This window comes from Pseudomonas sp. DNDY-54, from assembly GCF_019880365.1.
Taxonomy (GTDB): Bacteria; Pseudomonadota; Gammaproteobacteria; order Pseudomonadales; family Pseudomonadaceae; genus Stutzerimonas; species Stutzerimonas stutzeri_P.
Map to the genome: position 1 here is coordinate 622545 of NZ_CP082271.1, position 24520 is coordinate 647064.

At 62.8% G+C, this 24520-nt stretch carries 26 protein-coding genes; 17 read left to right on the forward strand and 9 right to left on the reverse strand.

Annotated elements, in window-relative coordinates; genetic code table 11:
* Window positions 1-42 precede the first annotated feature (42 nt).
* The 3 genes from K4O48_RS03000 to K4O48_RS03010 are packed head-to-tail and all read left to right on the forward strand — an operon-like array spanning window position 43 to window position 2354.
* Window positions 43-537, forward strand: coding sequence for a single-stranded DNA-binding protein (locus K4O48_RS03000; protein ID WP_025240359.1), 495 nt, complete (start codon window positions 43-45; stop codon window positions 535-537).
* 10 nt (window positions 538-547) lie between these two features.
* Complete coding sequence (locus tag K4O48_RS03005) at window positions 548-1432, forward strand: sugar nucleotide-binding protein (protein WP_222910668.1); 885 nt, start codon at window positions 548-550, stop codon at window positions 1430-1432.
* Window positions 1425-2354 (forward strand): NAD-dependent epimerase/dehydratase family protein, encoded by a 930-nt coding sequence (locus tag K4O48_RS03010; RefSeq protein WP_222910669.1) that lies wholly within the window; start codon window positions 1425-1427, stop codon window positions 2352-2354. The genes K4O48_RS03005 and K4O48_RS03010 overlap by 8 nt, the downstream gene beginning before the upstream one ends.
* A gap of 70 nt (window positions 2355-2424) precedes the next feature.
* Here K4O48_RS03010 and K4O48_RS03015 read toward each other — a convergent pair whose 3' ends face one another.
* Window positions 2425-3093 (reverse strand): OmpW/AlkL family protein, encoded by a 669-nt coding sequence (locus K4O48_RS03015; protein WP_222910670.1) that lies wholly within the window; start codon window positions 3091-3093, stop codon window positions 2425-2427.
* A gap of 198 nt (window positions 3094-3291) precedes the next feature.
* Between K4O48_RS03015 and K4O48_RS03020 the strand changes: the two genes are divergently transcribed.
* The 6 genes from K4O48_RS03020 to K4O48_RS03045 are packed head-to-tail and all read left to right on the forward strand — an operon-like array spanning window position 3292 to window position 8176.
* Window positions 3292-4062 carry a DUF3450 domain-containing protein gene (locus K4O48_RS03020; RefSeq protein ID WP_222910671.1) on the forward strand — a complete coding sequence of 257 codons (771 nt, stop codon included), beginning with the start codon at window positions 3292-3294 and terminating at the stop codon, window positions 4060-4062.
* On the forward strand, window positions 4059-5405 hold the full coding sequence (locus K4O48_RS03025) for a MotA/TolQ/ExbB proton channel family protein (RefSeq protein WP_222910672.1): 1347 nt from the start codon (window positions 4059-4061) through the stop codon (window positions 5403-5405). Before K4O48_RS03020 ends, K4O48_RS03025 begins: the two co-directional genes overlap by 4 nt.
* Before the next feature lie 55 nt (window positions 5406-5460).
* Window positions 5461-5943: a MotA/TolQ/ExbB proton channel family protein gene (locus tag K4O48_RS03030; protein WP_392569588.1), complete on the forward strand. Its 483-nt coding sequence runs from the start codon at window positions 5461-5463 to the stop codon at window positions 5941-5943.
* Between the two features lie 10 nt (window positions 5944-5953).
* The gene (locus tag K4O48_RS03035) at window positions 5954-6367 is read left to right on the forward strand and encodes a biopolymer transporter ExbD (protein WP_222910674.1); all 414 of its coding nucleotides are present in this window, start codon (window positions 5954-5956) and stop codon (window positions 6365-6367) included.
* Window positions 6367-7083, forward strand: a complete 717-nt coding sequence (locus tag K4O48_RS03040) for a TonB family protein (protein WP_222910675.1) — start codon at window positions 6367-6369, stop codon at window positions 7081-7083. The genes K4O48_RS03035 and K4O48_RS03040 overlap by 1 nt, the downstream gene beginning before the upstream one ends.
* A gap of 1 nt (window position 7084) precedes the next feature.
* Window positions 7085-8176 carry a tetratricopeptide repeat protein gene (locus K4O48_RS03045; protein WP_222910676.1) on the forward strand — a complete coding sequence of 364 codons (1092 nt, stop codon included), beginning with the start codon at window positions 7085-7087 and terminating at the stop codon, window positions 8174-8176.
* 113 nt (window positions 8177-8289) lie between these two features.
* Here the strand turns inward: K4O48_RS03045 and K4O48_RS03050 are convergent, their stop codons facing one another.
* Genes K4O48_RS03050 through K4O48_RS03065 form a run of 4 tightly spaced genes read right to left on the reverse strand, consistent with a single transcriptional unit; the run spans window position 8290 to window position 11410 of the window.
* Window positions 8290-8802, reverse strand: a complete 513-nt coding sequence (locus K4O48_RS03050) for a DUF3299 domain-containing protein (RefSeq protein ID WP_222910677.1) — start codon at window positions 8800-8802, stop codon at window positions 8290-8292.
* Between the two features lie 8 nt (window positions 8803-8810).
* Entirely contained in the window at window positions 8811-10076 is a 1266-nt protein-coding gene (locus K4O48_RS03055) for an ABC transporter permease (protein WP_222910678.1), read from the reverse strand.
* A gap of 2 nt (window positions 10077-10078) precedes the next feature.
* A complete protein-coding gene (locus tag K4O48_RS03060) occupies window positions 10079-10786 on the reverse strand; it encodes an ABC transporter ATP-binding protein (RefSeq protein WP_222910679.1) in 708 nt (235 codons plus the stop codon).
* A gap of 60 nt (window positions 10787-10846) precedes the next feature.
* A complete protein-coding gene (locus K4O48_RS03065; protein ID WP_222910680.1) occupies window positions 10847-11410 on the reverse strand; it encodes a DUF2796 domain-containing protein in 564 nt (187 codons plus the stop codon).
* Between the two features lie 107 nt (window positions 11411-11517).
* Here K4O48_RS03065 and K4O48_RS03070 point away from each other — a divergent pair, with 107 nt between their 5' ends.
* Window positions 11518-11865, forward strand: coding sequence for a hypothetical protein (locus tag K4O48_RS03070; protein ID WP_222910681.1), 348 nt, complete (start codon window positions 11518-11520; stop codon window positions 11863-11865).
* 4 nt (window positions 11866-11869) lie between these two features.
* Here the strand turns inward: K4O48_RS03070 and K4O48_RS03075 are convergent, their stop codons facing one another.
* Both K4O48_RS03075 and K4O48_RS03080 read right to left on the reverse strand, forming a co-directional pair.
* The gene (locus K4O48_RS03075; RefSeq protein ID WP_222910682.1) at window positions 11870-12730 is read right to left on the reverse strand and encodes a neutral zinc metallopeptidase; all 861 of its coding nucleotides are present in this window, start codon (window positions 12728-12730) and stop codon (window positions 11870-11872) included.
* Between the two features lie 88 nt (window positions 12731-12818).
* The gene (locus tag K4O48_RS03080) at window positions 12819-13253 is read right to left on the reverse strand and encodes a DUF411 domain-containing protein (protein WP_222910683.1); all 435 of its coding nucleotides are present in this window, start codon (window positions 13251-13253) and stop codon (window positions 12819-12821) included.
* Window positions 13254-13422: 169 nt separating this feature from the next.
* Here K4O48_RS03080 and K4O48_RS03085 point away from each other — a divergent pair, with 169 nt between their 5' ends.
* Window positions 13423-13959: a DUF4345 domain-containing protein gene (locus tag K4O48_RS03085; protein WP_222910684.1), complete on the forward strand. Its 537-nt coding sequence runs from the start codon at window positions 13423-13425 to the stop codon at window positions 13957-13959.
* 585 nt (window positions 13960-14544) lie between these two features.
* Window positions 14545-15777, forward strand: a complete 1233-nt coding sequence (glp, locus tag K4O48_RS03090; RefSeq protein WP_222911966.1) for a gephyrin-like molybdotransferase Glp — start codon at window positions 14545-14547, stop codon at window positions 15775-15777.
* Between the two features lie 46 nt (window positions 15778-15823).
* On the opposite strand, the gene trmA is transcribed toward glp, so the two are convergent.
* Both trmA and K4O48_RS03100 read right to left on the reverse strand, forming a co-directional pair.
* Entirely contained in the window at window positions 15824-16912 is a 1089-nt protein-coding gene (gene trmA, locus K4O48_RS03095; protein WP_222910685.1) for a tRNA (uridine(54)-C5)-methyltransferase TrmA, read from the reverse strand.
* A 343-nt stretch (window positions 16913-17255) separates the two neighbouring features.
* Window positions 17256-18551, reverse strand: a complete 1296-nt coding sequence (locus K4O48_RS03100) for an NCS2 family permease (RefSeq protein WP_222910686.1) — start codon at window positions 18549-18551, stop codon at window positions 17256-17258.
* 295 nt (window positions 18552-18846) lie between these two features.
* Between K4O48_RS03100 and K4O48_RS03105 the strand changes: the two genes are divergently transcribed.
* The 5 genes from K4O48_RS03105 (at window position 18847) to K4O48_RS03125 (ending at window position 24392) form a co-directional block, all read left to right on the forward strand.
* Entirely contained in the window at window positions 18847-19824 is a 978-nt protein-coding gene (locus K4O48_RS03105; protein ID WP_222910687.1) for an XdhC family protein, read from the forward strand.
* Window positions 19817-20419 (forward strand): NTP transferase domain-containing protein, encoded by a 603-nt coding sequence (locus K4O48_RS03110; RefSeq protein ID WP_222910688.1) that lies wholly within the window; start codon window positions 19817-19819, stop codon window positions 20417-20419. Before K4O48_RS03105 ends, K4O48_RS03110 begins: the two co-directional genes overlap by 8 nt.
* A 255-nt stretch (window positions 20420-20674) precedes the next feature.
* Entirely contained in the window at window positions 20675-21208 is a 534-nt protein-coding gene (locus K4O48_RS03115; protein ID WP_404439781.1) for a (2Fe-2S)-binding protein, read from the forward strand.
* Entirely contained in the window at window positions 21205-22191 is a 987-nt protein-coding gene (locus K4O48_RS03120) for a xanthine dehydrogenase family protein subunit M (protein WP_222910690.1), read from the forward strand. Before K4O48_RS03115 ends, K4O48_RS03120 begins: the two co-directional genes overlap by 4 nt.
* Entirely contained in the window at window positions 22188-24392 is a 2205-nt protein-coding gene (locus K4O48_RS03125; RefSeq protein ID WP_222910691.1) for a xanthine dehydrogenase family protein molybdopterin-binding subunit, read from the forward strand. Before K4O48_RS03120 ends, K4O48_RS03125 begins: the two co-directional genes overlap by 4 nt.
* The last annotated feature ends 128 nt before the right edge of the window (window positions 24393-24520 follow it).

Below are 24520 nucleotides of genomic sequence, written 5' to 3' on the forward strand. Positions count from 1 at the left end.
CAATGAGCCAACCCAAACTATGTTCAATCGAAGGAGTTACCCATGGCCAGAGGGGTGAATAAAGTCATCTTGATCGGCAATGTCGGCGGCGACCCGGAAACCCGCTACATGCCCAATGGCAATGCGGTGACCAACATCACGCTGGCCACGACCGACAGCTGGAAAGACAAGCAGACCGGCCAGCAGCAGGAGCGCACCGAGTGGCATCGTGTCGTGCTGTTCGGAAAGGTTGCCGAGATTGCCGGCGAGTACCTACGAAAGGGCTCGCAGTGTTATATCGAAGGTCGTCTGCAGACGCGCGAGTGGGAAAAAGATGGCGTGAAACGTTACACCACCGAGATCGTGGTCGACATGGGCGGAACCATGCAGCTGCTCGGGGGTCGTGGTGGTAGTTCCGATGACGCTCCACGGCAGTCGCAGCCGCGCCCGCAGCGTGAGTCGCAGCCGCAACAGCAGTCACGCCCGCAGTCTCAGCCGCAGCCTGCCCAGCAGCCGGCTCCGGACTACGACAGCTTCGACGACGATATCCCGTTCTAGAGTTTTCTCCATGCGAATGCGCCTGATGCTGTTGGGCGGCGGTAATGCCCTGGGTCAGGCGCTTATCCGCCTGGGCGCCGAGGAAGACATCGGCTTCCTCGCCCCGCGTCCGCCCGATCAGGGCTGGGATGCGCCAAGTCTTACGAATCTACTCGACGACAACCGTCCGGATGTCGTGATCAACCTTGCGTACTATTTCGACTGGTTCCAGAGCGGGCACGTCGATGACGCGGTGCTGGCCAAGCAAGAGCGGGCGGTAGAACGGCTGGCGGAGCTATGCCAGCACCATCAGTTCATGCTGATGCAGCCGTCCAGCTACCGGGTATTCGACGGTGCTCGGACAACCGCTTACAGCGAGAAGGATGAGGTCGCACCGCTGGATGCGCGCAGTCGTGCGCTCTGCCGTATGGAACAGAGCGTTCGCGCGCTTTGCCCTCGGCATGTCCTGCTTCGTTTCGGATGGCTGCTCGACGACAGTTCCGATGGGTTGCTGGGGCGTTTCCTTCAACGCCTCGAAGGCAGCGACGAGTTGTGTCTCGCTGATGATCGTCGCGGCAACCCAACACCAGTCGAGGATGCCGCGCGGGTCATCCTGGCCGTGCTGAAGCAGCTGGATTGCCACGCGCCCCTTTGGGGAACCTATCATTACGGCGGGCACGAGGCGTCCACGCCGTTGGTGGTGGGGCAGGCATTGCTCGCCGAGGCGGGGCGCCATCGCCAGCTGACGATTGATCGTCTCACCCCGGTCGCTCACGCCGCCTGCCCGGATGCGGCAGACGAGCCACAGCATGGCGTGCTGGCCTGCAGAAAAATCTTCAATACATTCGGCATCAAGCCGCGTGCCTGGCGCACGGGGCTGCCGAGCCTGCTGGAGCGATACTACCGTCATGGGTGATTCACCGATTCTGGTCACCGGAGGGGCTGGCTTCATCGGCTCCAATCTGGTCGATGCCCTTGTGGCTCGCGGCTATTCGGTGCGGGTGCTCGATAATCTGTCCACCGGCAAGCGAAGTAACTTGCCCACCAGTGCCAATGTGGAGTTTGTCGAGGGTGATGTGGCAGATGCGCAGCTAGTGCGTCGTGCTGTTCTGGGGTGCGGCGCCGTGGTGCATCTGGCGGCGGTGGCTTCGGTGCAAGCCTCAGTTGACGATCCTGTAGGTACTCACCAGAGTAATTTCGTGGGTACGCTGAACCTGTGCGAAGCGATGCGTGAAGCCGGCGTGCGGAGGGTGGTCTTTGCTTCTAGCGCGGCCGTCTATGGAAACAATGGCGAAGGTCAGGCCATCGACGAAGACGTTCCGAAAGCCCCACTGACGCCGTACGCGGCGGATAAGCTGGCCAGCGAACACTACCTCGACTTCTATCGGCGCCAGCATGGACTTGATCCGGTGGTGTTTCGCTTCTTCAATATCTACGGGCCGCGACAGGATCCGTCTTCGCCCTACTCGGGCGTGATCAGCATCTTCACGCAGCGCGCGCAACAGGGGCTACCGATCGCCGTGTTTGGCGATGGCGAGCAAACCCGCGACTTTTTATATGTCGGCGATCTGGTGGAGATTCTGCTTCAAGCGCTTGAGAGCGCTGTCGCCGAGGCGGGTGCGGTTAACGTGGGACTGAACCGCGCGACCAGCTTGAATGAATTGCTGGCGGCAATCGGCGACGTCTTGGGTGCGCTGCCACCCGTGACCTACGGGCAAGCCCGCGGCGGCGATATCCGCCATTCGCGCGCGGATAATACGCGGTTGTTGCAGCGTTTCCGTCTGCCTGAGCCCGCTACGGATATGCGTACGGGGCTGGCAACGCTGTTGGGGCATTAAAAAAGTAGAAAAGCAAAGGCGCCCTAGGGCGCCTTTGTCATACCTGCGATCCGGCGAAATGCTGGGTTCGTCAGAATTTGTAGCCGAGGCCGACCATGTAGACCATTGGGTCTACGTCGATATCGACCTTCACTTTACTGTCACCTAGGTAGGTGGTGCCGGTGGTGTCAATATCAATGTATCGAACCTGCGCGTTGAGCATGATGCTGTCTGTCAGCATGTAATCCATGCCGACCTGAGCAGCCACTCCCCACGAATCCTGAACGTCAAAGCCGTCAAAGACTTGGTCGGCGGAACTGCTTAGCTTGGTATCGAAGAACCACGTGTAGTTGATGCCCGCGCCGACATACGGCTGGAAGGATGAACTCTTGTCGAGCGGGTAATAGACGATGCTCAGTGTCGGTGGCAAATGTTTCAGGCTGCCTAGCTTCCCATCGATGCCCTGCGCCACGCCTTTCACTCCGACGTCATGGCTAAATGGCGTGGCTGCTAGCAACTCAATACCTACGTTGTCAGTAACCATATACGCGAAGTTCAACCCGAGTTGCGTATCGCTATCCAGGGTGGCTTGGCTGCCATCAAACGTAGTGGCTCCGGCACTGACTTCACCGCTGTCCTCGCGCGGATCAACAGTAATGGCACCGGCACGCAGAATCACATCACCAGCCTGATGGGCCTGAGCGAAAGGGGCGGCGAGGGCTACGGCCAGCACGGACGCGGTAAAGAGGGTCTTGCGCATAATGGAACTCCATCCAGACATGATGTGTTGCGACTGGTGACCATGGTAGGGCGCGGCGCTTCCTCGATTTTGATCCAGCTCAACGAAACGCTCCGGTTTGAAGGGGCTGCGACGTATTGCCCGGGTTGCCTTCCTTTGTGCATCTAGATGATAATGTTTCTCTTTCGAGTTTGACCCTTCGTCTGCAAGGACCCATCAATGCAAGCCCTTATTCCCCGCCTCCTGGCGGTCGCCGTGCTGCCATGCTGCGTGCAGCTTCATGCAGCCCCGTTGGATGCCGCGCTCGAAGAAAGTCAGCGTCTGGCCGCTGAGGCGAAGGCGTCGCAAGCGCGCATCGAACAGCTCGATGACGCCACCCGGCAGATGCTCAATGACTACCGCAGTGCAGTGCAGCAGGCCGAGGCATTGAAAGCCTATAACGAGCAGCTGACTCAGCTCACCGCGGGGCAGCGCAAGGAACTTGATGGTTTTCAGCGTCAGCTGGATAGCATCGAGCGCACCCAGGAAGCCGTTGCGCCACAGATGGGGCGGATGGTTGAAGTGCTCGAGGAGTTCATCGCCGCTGATCTGCCATTTCTGCCAGACGAGCGCGCAGACCGTCTGGCCAGTCTGCAGGACATGCAGGCTCGCGCCGATGTCAGTTTGGCCGAGAAATACCGGCGAATTCTTGAGGCCTATCAGATCGAGAGTGATTACGGCCGAACGCTGGAAGCCTGGCGGGGCGAGCTGCCCACCGAAGGCGGCAGCCGTAGCGTCGAGTTTCTCCGCCTGGGTCGAACCATGCTGTATTACCAGACCCTAGATGCTCATGTGAGCGGCTGGTGGAACCCTCAGTCCCAAGCCTGGGAAGTGCTCGACGGTGGCGCTCGCCGACCAATCACCAAAGCCATCGCCATTGCTCGGCAACAGCAGGCGCCCACCTGGCTGGAACTACCCGTGAATACGCTGGCCAAGGAGGCTGCACAATGAGCCGCTTGCTGACTTTGCTATTAATCGGGCTATTGCCAGCTCTGGCTCAGGCGGCAGAGCCATTGACCCCTGACCAGTTGTTACAGCGCATTCGCAGTGAACGCGCGGCGGAGGTCGACGCGATGCAGGCGCGCGAACAGGCTTTTGTTCAGAATCGCAGCGAGCAGGCACAGCTGCTGGCGCGTGCCAACGCCGCGCTGGAACAGCAGAAAGCCGAAGCCGAGCGGTTGAAAGCCGAGTTCGACCGTCAAGAAGCCGAGCTGGCCGAGCAGGAAAAGCTTTTGGCACAGCGTGTTGGCCATCTCGGCGAGCTGTTCGGCGTGGTGCGTCAGAGCGCCGGCGATATTGCCGGGCAGTGGGAGGATAGCCTGCTCAATGCGCAGTTCCCCGACCGGCTCGAGCGACTCAAAGCATTAGCCGAAAGCCGTGAGCTGCCTTCAGCGGAAGATCTGGACAGCTTCTGGATGATGCTGCTTGAAGACCTTGCCGCCAGCGGCCGGGTCGAGCGGGTTGACTTGCCTGTCGTGGGCGTTGATGGCCAGCGCAGCGTGCAGTCGGTCCTCCGTGTCGGCAGTTTCTCGGCGTTTACCGATGATGCCTTCCTGCGCTACGAAAGCGGTGCCGGTGAGCTGCTGACTCCGAGTCGCCAGCCATCCGGTATGGATCAGGTAAACGATTACCTGGGTAGCACCGATGCGCTGGCGACGCTGCCGATCGATCCAAGCCGCGGCTCATTGCTGGCTCAGTTACAACGTCAGCCACAGCTGTGGGACCGCGTGCAACAGGGCGGCCTGGTCGGTTGGGTCATTCTGGTGCTCGGCGCCATCGGCCTGCTGCTCGCCATCTGGCGGATGGTCTATCTGTCCGGTGTCAGTCGCGCCGTGGGCCGTCAGATGCGCGAACTCAATCAACCACGCGGTGACAATCCGCTGGGCCGCATCATCGGCGTGCTCGGGCCCAAGCCGCAGCTGTCCGATCTGGAGACCCTCGAGCTCAAGCTGGACGAGGCGATCCTCCAGGAAACCCCGCCGCTGGAGCGCGGACAGCCGCTGCTCAAGCTGCTGGCTGCCGTTGCACCGCTGCTTGGCTTGCTGGGCACCGTAACCGGAATGATCGTGACGTTTCAGGCCATCACCCAGAGCGGTGGCGGCGACTCGCGGCTGATGGCCGATGGGATTTCCCAAGCGCTAGTGACCACGGTGTTGGGCCTGGTGGTCGCGATTCCGCTGCTGTTCCTGCACAGCCTGCTGGCCAGCCGCAGCAAGTCGCTGATTCAGCTGCTTGAACAGCAGAGCGCGGGCCTTATCGCGCTGCATCTGTCGGGGACGCCACGTCGTGAGTGATCTGCACGGGCAGTGGCTGCGCCTCGTCGACAGTGGCTACTCGCTGCTCGATTTCATGGCTGCGGGCGGCGCGGTCATGTGGGCGTTGGCCGCCTTGTGCGTGCTCTATTGGACGCTGGTCTTCGAGCGCTTGTGGTTCATGCGACGGGTATTCCCGCGCTGGGTCGAGGCGCGCCGCGAAGCCTGGACACGGCTGGGCGATGAGCCCGGCAACTGGCAACGCGCAGTGCGCAGCGCCTGGCTGGCTCAGGCGCAGCAGCAGCTCACGGGCCCGCTGCGAATGAGCAAGACGCTGGTGGCGATGTATCCGTTGCTGGGCTTGCTCGGCACCGTCAGCGGCATGATTGCCGTATTCGATGTGCTGGCGCTCAACGGCACCGGCAACCCCCGCGGCATGGCCGCCGGGGTCTGGCAGGCAACCCTGCCGACCATGGCGGGCATGGTACTGGCCATCACTGGACTATTTAGCCTGGCGCGTCTCGAACGTATTTCACGCCAGGCTCTCGACCGGCTGGCCGACCAGCTGCGTCACGATTGAGGATTACCGGATGCGTATGCGTCGCCATCATTATCAGCAGGAAGAAGACACGGGCATCGATCTGACGCCGATGCTCGACGTGGTCTTCATCATGTTGATCTTCTTCATCGTCACCAGCTCCTTCATCAAGGAATCCGGGGTCGAGGTCCAGCGTCCACAGGCGGACACGGCCAGCGCGCAGGACAAAGGCAACATTCTCATCGCGGTGACCGCTGACGGCCAGGTCTGGATCGACAAGCAGCCGGTGGATGTGCGCAGCGTGCGCGCCCATGTGGAGCGTATGCGCGTTGACCAACCGGAAGGTGCTGTGGTGGTTCAGGCCGATCAGGACGCGCGGACCGGACTGGTGGTTCAGGTTATGGACCAGGCACGGCAGGCCGGCGTCCAGGATGTTGCGCTTGCCGCCAGCTCGGGAGCTCAATAATGGTACGGGGACTGACCCGCGTTGGGTTGTCCTTTATCGCCGCCTGCGTGGTAGCGCTGCTGCTGTTTGCTTTGATGCTGAGCATGGTCAATCCGCCGCGCAGCAACGTGTCGGACGATCCGGTCGCGATCGCCAACTTCGTGCGCATGGACAGCCGTAACGAAAGCACCGCGACACGCTCACGGCAGCAGGCGCCACAGCCGCCCCAGCCAAAGACGCCGCAGCCGCCGACCCCGCCCACTCCGAGCATGGCTACGCCCAGCGCCAACCTGCCGAAGCTCGATCTTCAATTGCCGAACATCGACAGCGGGATGGCCGTTGCCAGTGCGCCTGCGCCTAGCCTGACCGGCCTGACCGCGGCGGCGCCCGCCGCGACGCCAACCCCGCCGCCCGCAGCCCCCGCGGCAGCCGACGAGGGTTCGCGGTCCGGCGGTCCCGAGCAGGAAGTCATGCCGCTCAATGATGTGCGTCCCGAGTATCCGTATCGGGCGCGTCAGCGCGGCATCGAAGGGCACATCAAACTCGCGTTTACCATCACGCCCGCGGGTCGGGTCGAGAACATTCGGGTTCTTGAGGCATCGCCACGCAACGTATTCGATCGAGAAGCGCGTCGTGCAGCTGCCCGCTGGCGCTTCGCGCCGCGCACCGAAAACGGTTCTGCGGTATCGCGCGAGGCCGTCAAAACCCTGCATTTCCGCCTGCAAGGAGAACGCTGACATGCCACGTTTGCTGTTATTGATCTCGTTGTTGTTCGCTGTCTCGACTCATGCTGCACAAAGCATCGATCCGGCCGTGTTCCAGGCCTTGGAACGTGCGCAGAGCGCGCAGGAAAAGAATGACTACGGCGCGGCACATCGAGCCCTCAAGCAGGCTGAAGCAAAGCCAGGCAGCCTTGAAGAAGCGCTTCTATGGCGCAGTCGGGCCTATCTGGCCTGGGCGGAGGGCGATAACCGTCAAGCGCTGGAGCTGCTCGACAAGGCAATCGCCAGCGGGAAACTCGACGAGACGATGCTGCCAAACGAGCGTGTCAATCTGGCTAAGCTGAATCTGATCGAGCGCCGCTATGCCAAGGTGGTCAGCCTGTTGGGCTCACCTGAGCAGGCGAGCGAGGACGTACTGCAGATGCTGGTGCAGGCCTACCAGGGCCTCGGCCAGCACAGTAAGGCGTTACCGTTGGCCGAGCGTTATGTCCAGGCCAACCCTCAGGCAGCCGACACCTGGTTGCAGTTCCTGGTCGCCGGCAACGCCGAATTGAAACGCTACGAGGCCGCCGAACGGTGGCAGCGCCGTTTGTTGGTACGCCACCCGGACCAGCCCAAGGCCTGGCGTCAGTTGGCCGGGTTGCAGCAGATGGCTGGCGCAGAAGACAAAGCGCTGGCGACATTGCGTGCGGCGCACGCCAAGGGCGTGCGTTTCAACGCCTCGGAGCTGGACAACCTGGTCGTGCTGGCGAGCGCTGCCGGGCAACCATGGCAGGGTGCGAAGTTGCTGCAGGGGATGATCGAATCAAACCTGCTGCCCGCCGACGCTACCCGTCGCGAGCGGCTCGGGATGCTGTGGTGGCAGGCACGCGAGCGCCCGGCTGCCGCGCGAATCTACCGCGATCTGGCTGCCCAGTCAGGCAGCGCCAAATTCTGGCTGAACGTGGCTCAGTTGGAGCTGGAACAAACGCACTGGCAGGCGGGACTCGAGGCGCTGAAGCAGGCTGAGCGTGCAGGCGCGGAGCGGCGCAAAGTACGCGCCTGGCGAGAGTGGGCTGAAGGCGAGCTGAGCTTTGAACGCGAGCGTCAAGTTGCCAGCGCGCGCTGAGCGGTAAAGCGTGTTGGCAAGGCCGCGACCTGAGCAATATCTGTTAGATGCCAGGCGGCGCCAGCCTCGGCGTTAGCGGGTCATTTTGCAGCCTGCCGCTAATGTCTAGCCGGTCACTCCATCTCGTAGAAATAGATCTTTTGAGCATCCATACGGTAGCCCGCCTCGGCCAGTTCGCTACTGGCGTGTTCGACCTTCAAGCGGCCCTCTATCCAGAAAGGCTGGTAGAGCTCATCCACCTTGACACCCAGCTCGCTGGTCCCATGCACGATCTGGTTGGATGGGGGGGGAGGAACGTGGATGCAGGCCCCGAAATAGGGGACGAGCAGGAACTCCATTACCCGCCCATCCTCGCTCATGTCCAGCGGCACGATGTAGCCTGGCAGCTTCACCTCAATACCATCGAGCGCTTCCACCACCGGTTCTGCAGGCGATTGCTGCGCCGCGGCAGGGCCGCTCTCGGCCGCGAGCACGTCGGCGAGCTGTGACATGTCATGAATCGCCACCGGCGATGGTGGGGGCGGCGCGTCCGCTGGAATCAGGTCTGACCATTGAAGTTCACGCACCTCGCCGTGGGCGAGGGTCGTCGCAACGGTGAGCAGCGTGGCAAGCAAAAGGCGTGGCATGGGTATCCTCAGAGTCGTATCGACAGGCCGTCAGCGAGTGATTGCCGGTAGGCGCGCCACGCAGGCACGCTGCCCATCAACAGGCCGACTAGCAGTATCGCCGCCAGTAGCGACCACTCATAGCTGCTCGGCCAGGCAAGAGGTAGATAAAGGCCATAGTGGGTTTGTAGCGGTGTCTGGGCAACGGCAATGGCGAGGTACAGCAGCAGTAACCCGAGCAGCACCCCCGCGAGCGCCAGACTGAACGCCTCAGCCACCAGCAGCCCGCCAATGTGCCAGGGCCTGGCACCGACCGAGCGAAGGATGGCCATTTCCCGGCGCCGTTCGTTCAAGCTGGTAAGGATCGCTGTCAACATGCCGATCAGCCCGGTGAGCACTACGAACAGCGATACCACGAACAACGCCTTTTCGGCGGTCCCCATCAAGCTCCAGAGCTCCTGCAGCGCCACCCCGGGCAGGATCGCCAGCAGCGGTTCGCCGCGGTGCTGGTTGATTTCACGTTGCACGGCAAAGGTTGCAATCTTGCTGTCCAGGCCGAGCAGAAAGGCGGTGATCTGTTTGGGCTGCAAGTCCAGCTGACGTGCTTGGTCGGCATCGATCCGCGCCGCGCCCCGTGCAGGCATACCGTTCTGCCAGTCGATGTGCAGTGCTTCCATGCCTTGCAGATTGATGTGCAGCGTGCGGTCGACGGGCGTGCCGGTTCGCTGCAGGATGCCAACCACCCGGAATGGCTTGTCGTCGTGTTTGACCAGGCTGACCGTTGCGACGCCGTGCGCCAGGACCAGCTCATCATTCAGTTTATAGCGCAGCGTCTGCGCGACGTCGGCACCGAGTACCACCTCGAACGGGTCATCGGCGAAGGGGCGTCCTTCCGCCATTTGCAAAGGTTGCTTGCGGCCGAAGCGGTAGTGCTCGAAGTAGCTGCTACTGGTGCCCATGACGCGATAGCCGCGATGTGAGTCGCCGAGCGAAATGGGGATTGCCCAGCTCACCCGCGGGTGCTGGGCGAAATGTTCGAAGCTGTCCCAGCGGATGTTGTTTGTGGCGTTGCCGATGCGGAAGACCGAATACAGCAGCAGGTTCACCGAGCCCGAGCGGGCTCCAACGATCAGATCCGTACCACTGATGGTACTGGCGAAGCTGGCGCGGGCTTCGGTGCGCACCCGCTCGACGGCCAGCAACAGGCACACCGACAGGGCAATGGCGAAGACGGTGAGCACGGCAGTGAAGCGGCGGTTGTTCAGGCTCGCCAAGGCCAGTCGCAAGAGATACATGCCTAGAGCTCCGGCGCGCGGGCGGCGCGATTTAAATCCGCCAGCGACAGGCTTCGGTCAAACAGCGACGCATGGCTCTGGTCGTGACTGACGAACAGCAAGCTCGAGCCGGCCTCGCGGCATTCGGCGAAAAGCAACTGCAGAAAAGCCTCACGAGCGTCGGTGTCCAATGCCGAGGTGGGTTCGTCAGCAATCACCAGTTCAGGTTGACCAATCAATGCGCGCGCCGCCGCGACGCGTTGCTGCTGGCCAATGGACAAAGCGTCGGCGCGTCGACCGAGAAGGTTCTGAGACAGGCCCAGATGCGACAACAAGCTCGCCGTTGCCTGCGCAACGCTGCCGTGCCGCTGTCGGGCGCGTTCGGCGCGGCTTTCTGAGAAATGACAAGGCAAGCCGACGTTTTCGGCGACTGAAAGAAAGGGCAGGAGGTTGAACTGCTGGAAAATATAGCCCGTGTGATCGACGCGATACCGATCCCGTGCACCGGCGGAAAGCGCTGCGAGATCTGTTCCGAGTAAGCGAACCGTTCCGCGCTTGGCCTTTTGCACGCCGCCGATCAAACCGAGCAATGTGGTTTTGCCGCTGCCCGACGGCCCTTTGAGAAACAGGCTCTGGTTATGCTCGAGCCTAAAGGTTGGAATATCGAGCAGCTCAGCCTGGGCAGGCCAGGCGAAACCCAATTGGTGGAGTTCAAGCAGCGGTGCGGTCATTGGTGGGTCCGTTCGAGGCGAGCCGGGAGTTTACTGCGTCTGCGGCAGGCGGAGGTCGGATCAGAACTCAGCGCGGGGTTGACCCTGACTAAGTTGCGCACCGCGCTGCCCATTCGGTCCGATCAGCTGTGCCTGGATTTTCTCGGTGCCTGGGAATGCTTTGAACCAGCCCTGTAGGTTGATCTCTGTTAGTGCTTGGGGTGTAGCGCAATCAAACTGGTAATGCGCATGGATTTCGCTGTGACCGCTTTCGTGGTCGTCCGGGTGCGCGTCAGCATGGTCTTCAAACAAAGCGCTCTCCAGCTCTGTTGTAGTTAGCGTGCAACCGGCTGCCGCCGGTAGACCCAAGAGAGGGTCGGGTATCTCCAGTTGATCGTGGGCATTGGTGATCTTGCGTCGCTCCGCTTCGTTGCCGGGCGTGTGTTCGAAGCCCACCAGGTTCATGGCCGGGCTGCGCAGCTCGATCTCCAATGTGGAGCCATCGAGGGCAGCGTCCAGTTCGGCGGCGCCATGCTCATGAGTGGCGAGGCTATTGTGTTGGGCATGGTCATGATCGTGATGCTCGGCGCCCAGCGCAAAACCAGGGAGGAGGGCGAAGGGCAGGGCCAGCAACAAAAAGCGCATAACGAACTCCATAGGGCAGGGTGGGTTACGTTATAACAAAAGTTAGTTGTTGCTGGCCAGCGGGTAAGGGCCATGGGAGGATGTTGCGGTCTTCAGGAGAGCAAACGATGATTCGAATTCGTGGCCATGTCGGCGATTGGCCGGTAGACCTCAGTGTCGAAATGGATGATCAGGATTGGGTGCAGTTGGCGCGTCAGCTGCCGTTGAGCGCCAATGTGCAGGCGGCGAAAGCACCCGTGGAGGCCGGGTCCGATGACCTCTGGCTTGGCGCGCAACAGCTATTGCGCGAAGCGGGGCGCATGGAGGGACCGCAGCTGTTAGCTGAGCTCGAAGCACTGAGTGGTAGCGCAATGGCCGGCAAGCGGCTGCTGGTACGTTTGCGTCACAGCGCTCAGGTGAAGGTGCAGAGCGGCACTGACGCGCCGGTCTACAGTTGGGTGACCGCCGCGGGCTGAGCGCCTAGAGGCGCCTTGCCTGAAACGTGTCGCAGCGCGCCGGCTCACCCCTTTCGAAGCCTGCGCGGAACCATCGGACCCGCTGCGCCGATGTGCCGTGCGTAAACGCATCCGGCACTACACGGCCCTGGCTCTGCTGCTGCAGATGATCGTCACCGATGGCATTGGCGGCATTCAGCGCCTCTTCCAGATCCCCCTCTTCCAGCCAGTCGTGACGCTGCTGGGCATGGTAGGCCCAGACGCCGGCGAAGCAATCGGCTTGAAGCTCCTGACGAACCAGTAAGCCGTTGTCTCCCTCCATCTGGGCGCCGCGCTGGCGAGCGGCCTGCATCTGCTGCGACACGCCCAGCAGCGTCTGAACGTGATGACCGACCTCGTGCGCGATGACGTAAGCCTGCGCGAAATCACCGGCGACCGAGAAGCGTGAAGCCATCTCGTCGAAGAACTGAAGATCGAGATACACCTGCTGGTCGCCCGGACAATAGAAGGGGCCGACCGCAGAGCTGGCGAAACCGCAGGCGGAGTTTACGCCACCGCGGAAGAGCACCAGTGTCGGGTCCCGGTACTGCTCGGCGGATTGCTGAAACAATGCGCGCCAGGTGTCTTCGGTATCGCCCAGGATCGCTTGGACAAAAGCCACCTGCGGATCATCGCTACGCGCTGGGGTGTCGCTCTGCTGGGTGGGCGCCGAACCGGTCTGATTTGCCAGTTGCCCGAGAATCTGCATCGGGTCCTGACCGGAAATCAGCCCAATCACCACCACGATGGCGACCCCGGCCAGACTTAGGCGTCCCCGACCAATACCGCCGCTGCGGCCCCGCGCATCCACCACGTTGTCACTGCGACGTGCCTTCTTCCAACGCATGTCCGAGTCCTCACCAGAAATTACTGGAGGGTAGACCCGTGCCTGCGTCTGCTAATTCAGCCGCAACCTAGCGCGTCGTCTATTTCGGTCATTTCGCCGGGTAGGTGGCCAGCACGGACTCTTCGCCCTGCTTGTTCAGGCCGACTACCTTGTAAGCATCCTGCCGATCGCCCATCTCCATGCCGGGTGAACCCACGGGCATGCCAGGCACCGCCGCGCCGATCAGATCAGGTTGCTCGCGAAGCTTGAAAATGTCGGCGGCAGGAACATGGCCCTCCACGAACTTCCCATCGATCACACCGGTATGGCACGAGCCGAGTCGATGCGGCACACCGAGACGTGCTTTCACCGCAGCCATATCGGTTTCGACATGGTCGTTAACCTGGAAGCCGTTCTCTTCGAGGTGCTTGATCCACGACGTGCAGCAGCCACAGTTGGCGTCGCGATGAACATCGATGGCAATGGGTTCGGCGGCCTGAGCCAGGCTGGCGAAAAGGGTAGTGGCGAGTAACAGACGGCGCATGAGCGTTCCTCCAACAGATGGGTCGCAGGATAGCGCTGAGCGACTGCTGGCCCAAGCATCAGCCGGTGGACGATTGTCACAGGTTGCTACGCCTTCCAGGGCGAACCAATGTAAGCCGTTTCGGTCGGATGACCATTGTGGTGCGGAGCCGCTGTCAGGAGAGTTTTCGATGCGTTTTGCCCGTTTCGTTCTGGTCATCCAGGCTGTGATCATGATTGGTTTCAGCCTTGCCTATTGGCTGCGTCCTTATGAGATGGCCAATCTGAACGGGATGCTCCTGATGGAAACCGCCTCTGTCAGCCATATGCGCGTCTATTACGGCGGTATGCAGTTGGGCCTGGCGCTGTTTCTGCTCTGGGCCATGCGTGCACCGGAGCATGCCAGGGCGGGGTTGGTCATGGTGTTGATCACCATGCTGGCGCTGGTCGCCGGGCGGCTGGGATCCTTGTGGCTCGATGGTGGATCTCTGGTTGGATTTGATTTGGCTTCATTGTTGTATCGTGTGCTGGCGGCGGTACTGGCAGGTGCGGCCTTGATCCTGATCCGGGCTAGAACGGAACCCGAGCCTGAGCGTATCGAACCCGCTACGCGGCGGTTCGCCAGCGAACCGCCCAAACCATTTCAAGTTGGCGATACGCCGCCAAGCGCGGAGCCGCCGGCGGGTGTCGCGCCGCAGCCGTTCCGTCGCGGTGATCCTTCCGTTTAAACCCATGCGCTCGCGGTGTCAGCGAGCGTCGTCTGCTCCGAAAGCCCCCGGTCAGCCGATCCGTCTTGCGCAGCAGCGAGTCGCGGGTCGTGACGATGGCCGTCGGTACGAAGCGTGAAGCGTCTGCCAGGTTGACGCCCGCGCGGGCGAAACGCCACTGAGCGGTGGCGTGTTCAAGCTGGCGGACCACATGCTCGGTGTTCTGGGGCGCGGCTCGGAGCTCTGCCAAACCACACGCGAGATACAAAACTGCCGCTTCTAATGCCATGCCACTGGTCATCGGGTCGCTTTCCACGTCAACGGCAGATAACTGCCAGCGCGCCGAAGCGGCGCAACACAGACAGCAGCGACCCGTGGTCGCATGCCGGTGCATGGCTCGCGTGAAGCGGCTAGGGTGAGCGGATCATTCAGCGGGCCACATCGACTCGGCCCGATTACCGCTCTGTGGAGTCAATGCGCTATGCCCCATCCTTTCCCGCGCTGGTTCCGGCGATCCCGCTTTACCCCGAGTGCCAGCGATGTTCCGGCGTCGGTGTGCCAAACGCTTATGCGGGTTCCAGCGTTGACGCTCCGCTGGTGCCAGCCATGAGTGTCTGTGGCTGCGACAGTACAGGCCTGCGACCCGTCGACGAGGCGATAAGCGAGCTGTTGGCCCGCGTACCTGCGCCACCCCCGATCGAACACATGGCATTGGGGGATGCGTTAGGACGCGTGCTGGCTGAACCGCTGGTCGCGCCATTCGCCGTACCAGCCTGGGACAACAGTGCGATGGATGGCTACGCCTTGCGTGCCGCCGACCTGTCCGCTGACGGTGGCTCGTTGCCGTTGGCCGGGCGGATCGCTGCCGGCGATGATGCCGGTGTGACCCTGCCAGCCGGGCACGCGGTGCGGATTTTCACCGGTGCGCCGTTACCACCGGGTGCCGACACGGTCGTCCCGCAAGAGCGCTGCCGGGTGGAGGGCGACCAGGTTTGGTTGCCATCCGTAAGGCGAGGGGATCATGTACGTCGCCAGGGTGAGGAACTGCAGGCGGGAAGCCTGGTGCTTGAGCCGGGCAAGCGCATACGGCCACAGGAGCTGGGCGTACTGGCAAGCTTTGGTGTCGATCGGGTGGCCGTGTACCGGCGCTTGCGCGTCGGGTTGCTGTCGAGCGGCAACGAACTGCGCGAACCGGGCGAGCCGCTGGCGCCTGGTCAGATCTACAACTCCAACCGCTACAGCCTGCTTGGTGTCCTGCGCAGCTTGGGACTGGAGGTGCACGATTATCCAGTCCTTGTCGATGAGCTGGCGGCCAGCCGCGATGCGCTGTCTCTGGGTGCGGCCGAGATGGATGTGCTGATCACCTCCGGTGGCGTTTCGGTGGGTGAGGAAGATCACCTCAAACACGCGATTCGGGAGCTGGGGGAGTTGCACCTCTGGCGGCTGGCGATTCAGCCAGGTAAACCGCTGGCCTTTGGCGAAGTGGGCGGCAAACCCTGGATCGGTTTGCCGGGCAACCCGGCTGCTGCCTTGATCACATCGCTGGTGGTTGCGCGGCCGTTCCTCCTCCGCGCTCAGGGGCAGCGTGACGTGTTGCCCACAACAGTCCAGCTGCCAGCAGGCTTTACCTGGTCCAAGGCCAACGGCCGTCGGCAGTATCTGAGGGCCCGGTTGGAAACCATTGCTGGCGAAACGCGGGTTTGTCTGCACCCGGGTCAAGGCTCGGCGATGTTGAGCTCGGCCAGCTGGGCCGATGGGCTGGCGATCGTTGAGTGCAATCGCACAGTGGCCGAAGGCGAGCCCGTTGGTTATCTCGCGTTCAGCGATTTACTGAGCTGATCGTTACGCCGTTGGCGCGGCACGAGGCCGCCAAGCCGTGCTCAGCCTAGCGGCGGACCAACAACACGCCCGACTCCATATGGTGCGTGTAGGGGAACTGGTCGAACAGCGCGCAGCGCTCTATGCGGTGGGTGTCGTGCAGTTGGGCGATGTTGGCCGCGAGCGTTTCGGGGTTACAGGAGATGTAAAGGATACGTTCGAAGCGGCGCGTCAGCTCGCAGGTGTCCGGGTCCATGCCGGCGCGTGGCGGGTCGACGAACACGCTGCCGAAGGTGTAACGCTTCAGGTCGATCCCGGCCAGGCGACGGAACGGCCGCACCTCGTTGAGTGCCTGGGTCAGCTCTTCGGCGGACAGGCGTACCAGGGTAACGTTGTCGATGCCATTGTCGTCGAGATTGGACAGCGCGGCATTCACCGAAGATTTGCTGATCTCGGTGGCCAGCACCTTAGGGACACGGGTCGCTAAAGGCAGGGTGAAGTTGCCGTTGCCGCAATACAGCTCGAGCAAATCGTCGGTGCGCTCGCCAAGGACGTCATACGCCCAGTTCAGCATCTTCTGGCACACCTCGCCGTTGGGCTGGGTAAAGGCGCCTTCCGGTTGGCGATAGCTGAAGACGCGGCCGGCAACGGTCAACTGCTCGGTCACATAGTCCCGGCCGATGACGATGCGCTTGCCCTTGGACCGTCCGACGATGCTTACGCCAAGCTTCGCCGCGAGCCCTTCGGCTTCGGCCTGCCAGGTGTCGTCCAGCGGACGATGATAGGCGAGGGTAATCAGCGCATCACCGGAAAGCGTCGTCAGAAATTCGACCTGGAACAGCTTGAAACTCAGCGTTTCGCTGGCTTGCCAGGCGGCCTTGAGCTGCGGCATCAACTCATTGATGCGGCGACTGGCGATCGGGAACTCATCGATCAGAATGGGCGTGTGCTTGTCGCCTTGCTCGAACATCGCGTAGTGGCGTTGGCCGTCCTCGCGCCACAGGCGGAACTCGGTGCGCAGGCGATAGTGCTCACGTGGCGAGTCGAAGACCTCCGGCGCGGGCGCGTTGAAGGGTGCCAATAGCTCAACCAGCCGCGCGGTTTTCTCGGCGAGTTGGGCGTCGTAAGTGGCGGGGTCGAATTGCGGAGCGCTCATGAAGACTCTTGGGGAATTTGATGAATCGTAAGGTGGATCGGGGCGCGCAGCTGGCGCTTCATCCATCCACCGTCTCCGTATGAAGGGTGGATGAAAAAAGCGTCATCCACCCTACGCAACCGGAGAGCGCGGATTGTACGGTCGTCAGCTGTGGTTGTCAGGAGCGGTCTGGTCCCGCTCCGGGCTGTTTTGGTGGGCTGAAGCCCACCCTACGACACTCATCAAGACTCTTGGAAGGCAGATAAAACGTAGGGTGGATCGGGGCGCGCAGCGGGCGCTTCAGCCATCCACCGTTACCGCACGGCAGGTGGATGGTGAACGCGTTATCGTGCCCTTGGCGGCATCAGCCGGCAAACCAGCCCAGCTTGATCACGAATAGAATCGACAGGACCCACATCGCCGGGCTCAGGTCGCGCCAGCGGCCGGCGAGCAGCTTGATCGCGGTCCAGGCAATGAAGCCGAAGGCGATGCCGTTGGCGATGGAAAAGGTCAGTGGCATGGCCAGGGCAGCGATCACGACCGGTGCGGCAACGGTCAGGTCGTCCCAGTCGATGTTGGCCAAGCTGCTCATCATCAATACGGCGACGAACAGCAGAGCGGGTGCAGTGGCGTAGGCCGGCACGGCGCCGGCCAGCGGCGCGAAGAATAGGCTGAGCAGGAACAGCAGGGCGACTACGCAGGCGGTCAGGCCCGTGCGGCCACCGGCGCTGATGCCGGCTGCCGATTCGATGTAGCTGGTGGTGGTTGAGGTACCGAGCGCGGCGCCGGCCATGGTGGCGGTGCTGTCGGCCAGCAGTGCGCGGCCCAGGCGTGGCATGCGGCCGTCCTTATCCAGCAGGTTGGCTTTCTGCGCGACGCCGATGAGGGTGCCGGACGTATCGAAGAGGTCGACGAAGAGGAAGGCGAAGATCACGCTGAGCAGGCCAATGTCCAGCGCGCCCATGATGTCCAATTGCATGAAGGTTGGAACCAGCGAAGGTGGCATCGACACCACGCCGTTGAGCTCGGACAGGCCAAGGATGATCGAGAGCCCGGTAACCACCAGAATGCCGATCATCACCGCGCCGGTAATCTTGCGATAGGCCAGCGCCGCGATCAGAAAGAAACCCAGGCAGGCCAGCAGCGGGCCGCCGGCGGTGAGGTCGCCCAGGCCGACGAGCGTGGCCGGGTTGTCGACGACGATGCCGGCATTCTTCAGCGCGATGATCGCGAGGAACAGGCCAATGCCCGCGGCAATACCGGAACGCAGTGCCAGCGGAATGCTGTGAATAATCCACTCGCGGATCTTGAAGATCGACAGCAGAAAGAAGATCGCACCCGATAGGAACACCGCACCCAGCGCTGTCTGCCAGGTGTAGCCCATCGTCAGGACCACGGTGTAGGTGAAGAAGGCGTTCAGCCCCATGCCCGGTGCCAGGGCGATCGGGTAGTTGGCAACCAGGCCCATGATCGCCGAGCCGATGGCGGCGGCGAGGCACGTCGCGACGAATACCGCGCCGTGATCCATGCCGGTCTCGGCGAGGATGCTCGGGTTGACGAACAGGATGTAGGCCATTGTCAAAAAGGTGGTGAGACCGGCGAGGATCTCGGTGCGCAGCGTGGTGTTGTGCGCCTTGAGTTGAAACAGCTTCTCCAGCATTGTCAATCCTCGAGTGTGCCGGTCAGGGCTGGCGGTTGGGCATCGTCTGCCTCTAAGGGCAGTTTCGCTCGCTACAGCAAAGCTCATAAGGGCCTTGCTCGCAAAAGCCGCGCATCTTACACCGGCCCCGCATCCGGTTGAATTTTCCGTTGCGTGACCGGTGGGTTCCGCCGATACGGGGCGTCGCATGGTCAGCGCCTGCATGCATGACGCTGCGAACTATCCACCATCATGGCCAGTCATTGAAGGCATGCCGGTTCTGAACGGCACATCGACCGAATCGAAGAGGACGCGGATGGACAGTGTGGATCTGGCGGTGCTGCGGCGCGCACGCGATTGGCTGCGCGAAGGCCACGCCGTGGTGCTGTATACCGTCCTGGAAACCTGGGGCAGTGCACCGAGACCGGTGGGCGCGCTTCTGGCGCTGCGTGATGATGGCCGCGTAGAAGGGTCGGTCTCCGGCGGTTGTGTTGAAGACGATCTGCTGGCCCGCCGTCAGGCTGTTGCCGACCGTGGCATGGCCTGTGAGCTGATCACCTATGGCGTCAGCAAGGAAGAGTCTGCGCGGTTTGGCTTGCCATGTGGCGGAACCCTGCGGCTGCTTGAGGAGCCCTTGCGCGACGTCAGCTGGCTCGATGAGTTACTGCAGCGCTGCGCCGATCATGAGCGGCTGGTGCGCTGCCTTGATATGGTCAGCGGTGCCGTCAGCCTGGCGCCGGCCAGCCGGAACGAAGTGCTGCAGTTCGATGGCGCATCCCTGCGCGCCCCCTTCGGTCCGACCTGGCGCCTGTTGCTGATTGGGGCCGGTCAGCTGTCGCGCTATACCGCCGACCTGGCGCTTGGGCTCGGGTTCGAGGTGTTGATTTGCGATCCGCGCGAGGGCTACGACCACGACTGGAGCGACACGGGCGTGCGCTTCGTGTCGGGCATGCCGGATGATGCCGTGTTGGCGATCGAGCCGGATGCCCACACCGCCATCGTTGCCCTGACGCATGACCCGCGGCTGGATGACATGGCGCTGCTCACCGCATTGCAGTCCGAGGCGTTCTATGTCGGCGCGCTGGGCTCGCGGGTTAACAGCGAGAAGCGCAAGTCTCGGCTGCTCACCCTTGGGCTCGGTGAGCATGAGGTTAATCGACTGCACGGGCCCATCGGCTTGTCCATCGGCAGCCGCACGCCGGCCGAGATCGCGCTGTCGCTGATGGCACAGGTGGTGGCGATCAAGAACGGTGCGCTGCGCGAGCAGGCCGAAGCGAAACGTCGCTGTGCCTGAACCGGCCGAGGGGGTCTGCGCGATCGTGCTGGCGGCGGGGCACGGCAGCCGCTACCGAGAGCACGCCGACGAGGACAAGCTGCTCGCGCCCAGCCTCGCCACCGCCGAGTCGTTGCCGGTACTGGCGCAAACCTTGACCGCGTTGAGCGGCGTCACCGAGCGGCTGCTGGTGGTCACCCGCGACGATAACCTGCCGCTGCTGGCCTGGCTCGATGAAGTGGCCACGGGGTTCGGTGCGGAGGTCCTGTCGGTACGCAGCAATGGCCTCGGGCACAGCCTGGCGCAGGCGGTTGGCTATCACCCGGCTCGCCGCGGCTGGCTGGTGGCCTTGGGCGATATGCCCTACGTGCGCCGAGGAAGCATCGCTCGTGTCGCTGCAGCGATCGAGCCGCAGCGACTGGTGCTGCCGACCTGCCACGGCCGGCGCGGGCACCCGCGAGGAATTGGTGCCGCTTACCTTGATCAGTTGCTCGCGCTGGACGGAGAACGTGGCGCGCAGGCGTTGTTCGTCGGCTCCTCGATCACCGAGATCGAAGTGGGCGACCCAGGTGTGCTGCAGGATATCGATCGGCCCGCAGACCGCCGTCCCGCCTGAAACGGCCTGGCGGATCGCAGCGCTCGAATGACCTCAACCCGTGCCCGGTGAGGCCGCCTGTATCGGCGGCAGCATGCGGGTTCGCCGTCTGGTTGCAACTGGCTGGCCGCTGTCGGTCCGCTCGCCACCCGGCTGAACATTCTCGTCGCTCGGGCAGTCGTAAACCTAGACGCACGGACAGCGCACCCAATGCCTGAGGTCGTCGGCGAACCTGCCCAGAACAGGAGCCGGACGGCCCCCAACCGTGAGACTGCCATGAGCGATATGTCTTCCCCTGCAAGCGGGATTGCCGCCTGCACGATCTCCCTTGAGCTGAACGGCCAGCAGCGCCAGGTCGATGTCTATCCGTGGACCACCCTGCTTGATCTGTTGCGTGAGCAATTACACCTGACCGGCACGAAGAAGGGCTGCGACCACGGCCAGTGCGGCGCGTGCACGGTGCTGCTCAACGGCAAGCGGATCAACAGCTGCCTGACACTGGCGGTGATGCACGACGGCGCCACGCTGACCACCATCGAAGGATTGGCGAACGGCGAGGAGCTGCACCCGATGCAGGCTGCCTTCGTCAGCCACGATGCCTTTCAGTGCGGCTACTGCACGCCGGGACAGATCTGCTCGGCGGTGGGCCTGGTTGGCGAAGGCCACGCACAGACCCGCGACGAACTGCGCGAGCAGATGAGCGGCAACGTATGCCGCTGCGGCGCCTACCCGAACATTCTCGCGGCGATAGAAGAAGCCATGCCGCAAACCCGCGATCGCCTCACTGCCGTGCGGGAGGTCAAGCCATGAATCCGTTCAGTTATGCACGCCCAAGCGGTATCGACGAAGCGATTGGTCTGTTCCGACCGAACAGCCGTTATATCGCCGGTGGCACCAACCTGCTCGATCTGATGAAGGAAAACGTCACTCGTCCCGAGCAGCTGATCGATATTACCCGTCTGCCGATGTCCGATATCGAACAAACGCCTGACGGCGGGTTGCGCATCGGTGCGCTGGTGAGTAATTCCGATCTCGCCTGGCATCCGCTGGTCCAACAGCGTTACCCCTTGCTGTCTCAGGCGATTCTTGCGGGCGCCTCGCCGCAGTTGCGCAACATGGCGAGCACTGGCGGTAACCTGCTCCAGCGCACGCGCTGCTATTACTTTTACGACAGCACCACACCTTGCAATAAGCGAGAGCCAGGCAGCGGCTGCCCCGCACGTGACGGCCTGAACCGCATCCACGCCATCCTCGGCCACAGCGATGCCTGCATTGCTGTGCATCCGTCGGACATGTGCGTAGCGCTGGCGGCGCTGGAAGCCGTGGTACACGTGCAGGGGCCTCAGGGTGAGCGTCGCATTGATTTCGCTGACTTCCACCGGTTGCCTGGCGATACGCCCGAGCGTGACAACACGCTGAGCGACGGCGAGCTGATTACCGCGGTCGAGCTGCCCGCGCAGAATTTCTCCGCCCACAGCAGCTACCTCAAGCTGCGTGATCGCGCCTCGTATGCCTTCGCCCTGGTGTCTGTGGCGGCGGCGTTGGAAATGGATGGCGACCGCATCGCTAACGCCCGGATTGCAATGGGCGGCGTGGCGCACAAACCCTGGCGCACCCTCGAGGCAGAGGCGGTGCTGGTTGGCAAGACGGCTGACGAGGCCGCGTTCACCGCCGCGGCAGACAGCCTGCTCCATGGTGCCAGTGGCTTCGAACACAACACCTTCAAGATCGAACTGGGCCGGCGCGCCATCGTTCGTGCGCTGACCGACGCCGCCAAAGGAGCCGCCCAATGAAGCCCGTCTCTTCCCCGTTTGGCCAACCCCTCGACCGCGTCGACGGCCCCCTGAAAGTCACAGGCCAGGCGCATTACGCGGCTGAGTTCGACCTCCCCGGCCTGCTCTATGGCAGCGTGGTGAACAGCAGCATCGCGCGTGGTCGGATCGTGAACATCGATGCCAGCGCCGCCGAGGCGGTGCCGGGCGTAGCGCTGGTGCTGACTCACCAGAATCGCCCGCCCGTCGCCAGCTACGACGAGCCCTACGAGGACGACGATGCTGCCGATGGTTCGCCGTTCCGCCCGCTGTTCAACGACCGCATCCTCTACAGCGGCCAGCCCGTCGCATTGGTCGTCGCAGATAACCTCGAGCTGGCCCGGTACGCCGGGAGTCTGGTGAAGGTGGAGTATGTGGCTGAGCCCCATCGGACCGACTTGCTCAGCGAGCTGGAAACCATGCACAAGGCGCCGGCCGAGCTGCCGCCACCCCGTGGTGATGCAGATAGCGCGTTACACAATGCTCCGGTCAAGCTCCATCTCGAGTACACCACACCCGTCGAACATCACAACCCGATGGAGCCTCACGCGTCGACGGTTCATTACCTGCCAGAAGGCAACCTGGAAATCTACGACAAGACCCAGGGTGTGCAGAACTGCATGCGCTACCTCGAAGAGGTGTTTGGCATGAAGGGCAAGATCCGCATCCTGTCGCCCTTCGTCGGCGGTGCTTTTGGCTCCGGCCTACGTCCGCAATACCAGCTGCCGCTGGCCGTGATGGCAGCGCTCAAGCTCAAGCGCTCGGTTCGCGTTGCGCTCAAACGCCAGCAGATGTTCACCTTTGGCTACCGCCCACGCACCGTGCAGCGCCTCTCGATCGGCGCCGCATCCAATGGTCAGTTGCAGGCGCTGACCCACCAGGCGATCGGTCAAACGTCGTCGTTCGAGGACTTTACCGAACATGAAGTGGAATGGTCGGGGATGCTCTACCAGTGCCCGAACGTAACGCTGGATTACCAACTGGTGCCCCTGGACGTCTACACCCCACTCGACATGCGTGCGCCAGGCGCGACCATCGGCGTGTATGCGCTGGAATGCGCGATGGACGAATTAGCCTACGCGGCGAATGTCGATCCGCTGGCGCTGCGCCTGCTCAACTACTCCGAGCGCAACGAAAACGAGGACAAACCGTACTCAAGCAAAGCGCTGCGCGAATGCTACGAGCAGGGCGCCGAGCGCTTCGGTTGGTCTCGCCGTTCGATGGCGCCACGCTCCATGCGCGACGGTGATCAACTGATTGGCTGGGGCATGGCCACGGGTGTGTGGGAAGCCATGCAGATGCCGGCCAGCGCCAAGGCGTGCATGGAGCCTGATGGCCGGTTGGTGGTGAGCAGTGCCACGTCGGATATCGGCACCGGCACCTACACGGTGATGACGCAGATTGCCGCCGCCGCCCTGGGCCTGCCGATGGATCGCGTGGAGTTTCGCCTGGGTGATTCGAGCCTGTCCCAGGCGCCGTTAGAGGGCGGATCGGCGACCGTCTCTTCGGTGGGCAGCGCGGTACAGCAAGCGTGCGACGGGTTGCGCCAGAAAATCCTCGATGCGGCCCAGCAGTCGCCCGTGTCCCCGTTCACGGGGGCAAAGCTCGACGATGTGAAGTTTGTGGACGGTCAGATGCGGCTGAAGGCCTCGCCCGCGCGCAGCGTGGAAATCGAGGAGGTGGTGGCCGTCAGCGGTGTGCTGGAGGCCGAGGTGAGCGTCAAACCTGGTGAAAAGCGCAACGATTATTCGACCGCCACGCATTCGGCCGTGTTCATCGAAGTACGCGTTGACGAAACCCTGGGCACGGTCAAGGTGAGCCGGGCAGTGAGCGCCGTGGCGGCTGGGCGGGTGGTCAATCCCAAAACGGCCGGTAATCAGATTGTCGGCGGCGTGGTGTGGGGCATCGGCCAGGCGCTGCATGAGGAGACCATGATCGACCATAACCTGGGTCGTTACATGAACCACAACCTGTCGGAATACCACGTCCCGGTGAACGCCGACATCGGCGAGATAGACGTCATCTTCGTGGAGGAGAAAGATGAGATCGTCAACGCGCTGGGCTCCAAGGGCGTAGGGGAGATCGGTATCGTCGGGGTGGGCGCGGCGGTGGCCAACGCCATCTTTCACGCGACCGGTAAGCGCGTACGCGACCTGCCGATCACCCTGGATAAGCTGTTGTAGGCGTTGGCGTTCCGTAGGGCGGGCTTCAGCCTACCTCTCTGGAGCGACAAGATGCTCTCGGGTTGGGCTGAAGCGGCCCACGCAACGGTCTGCGGTTCAGGTTTGTGGCGTGGACCGGTCGGGTGAGT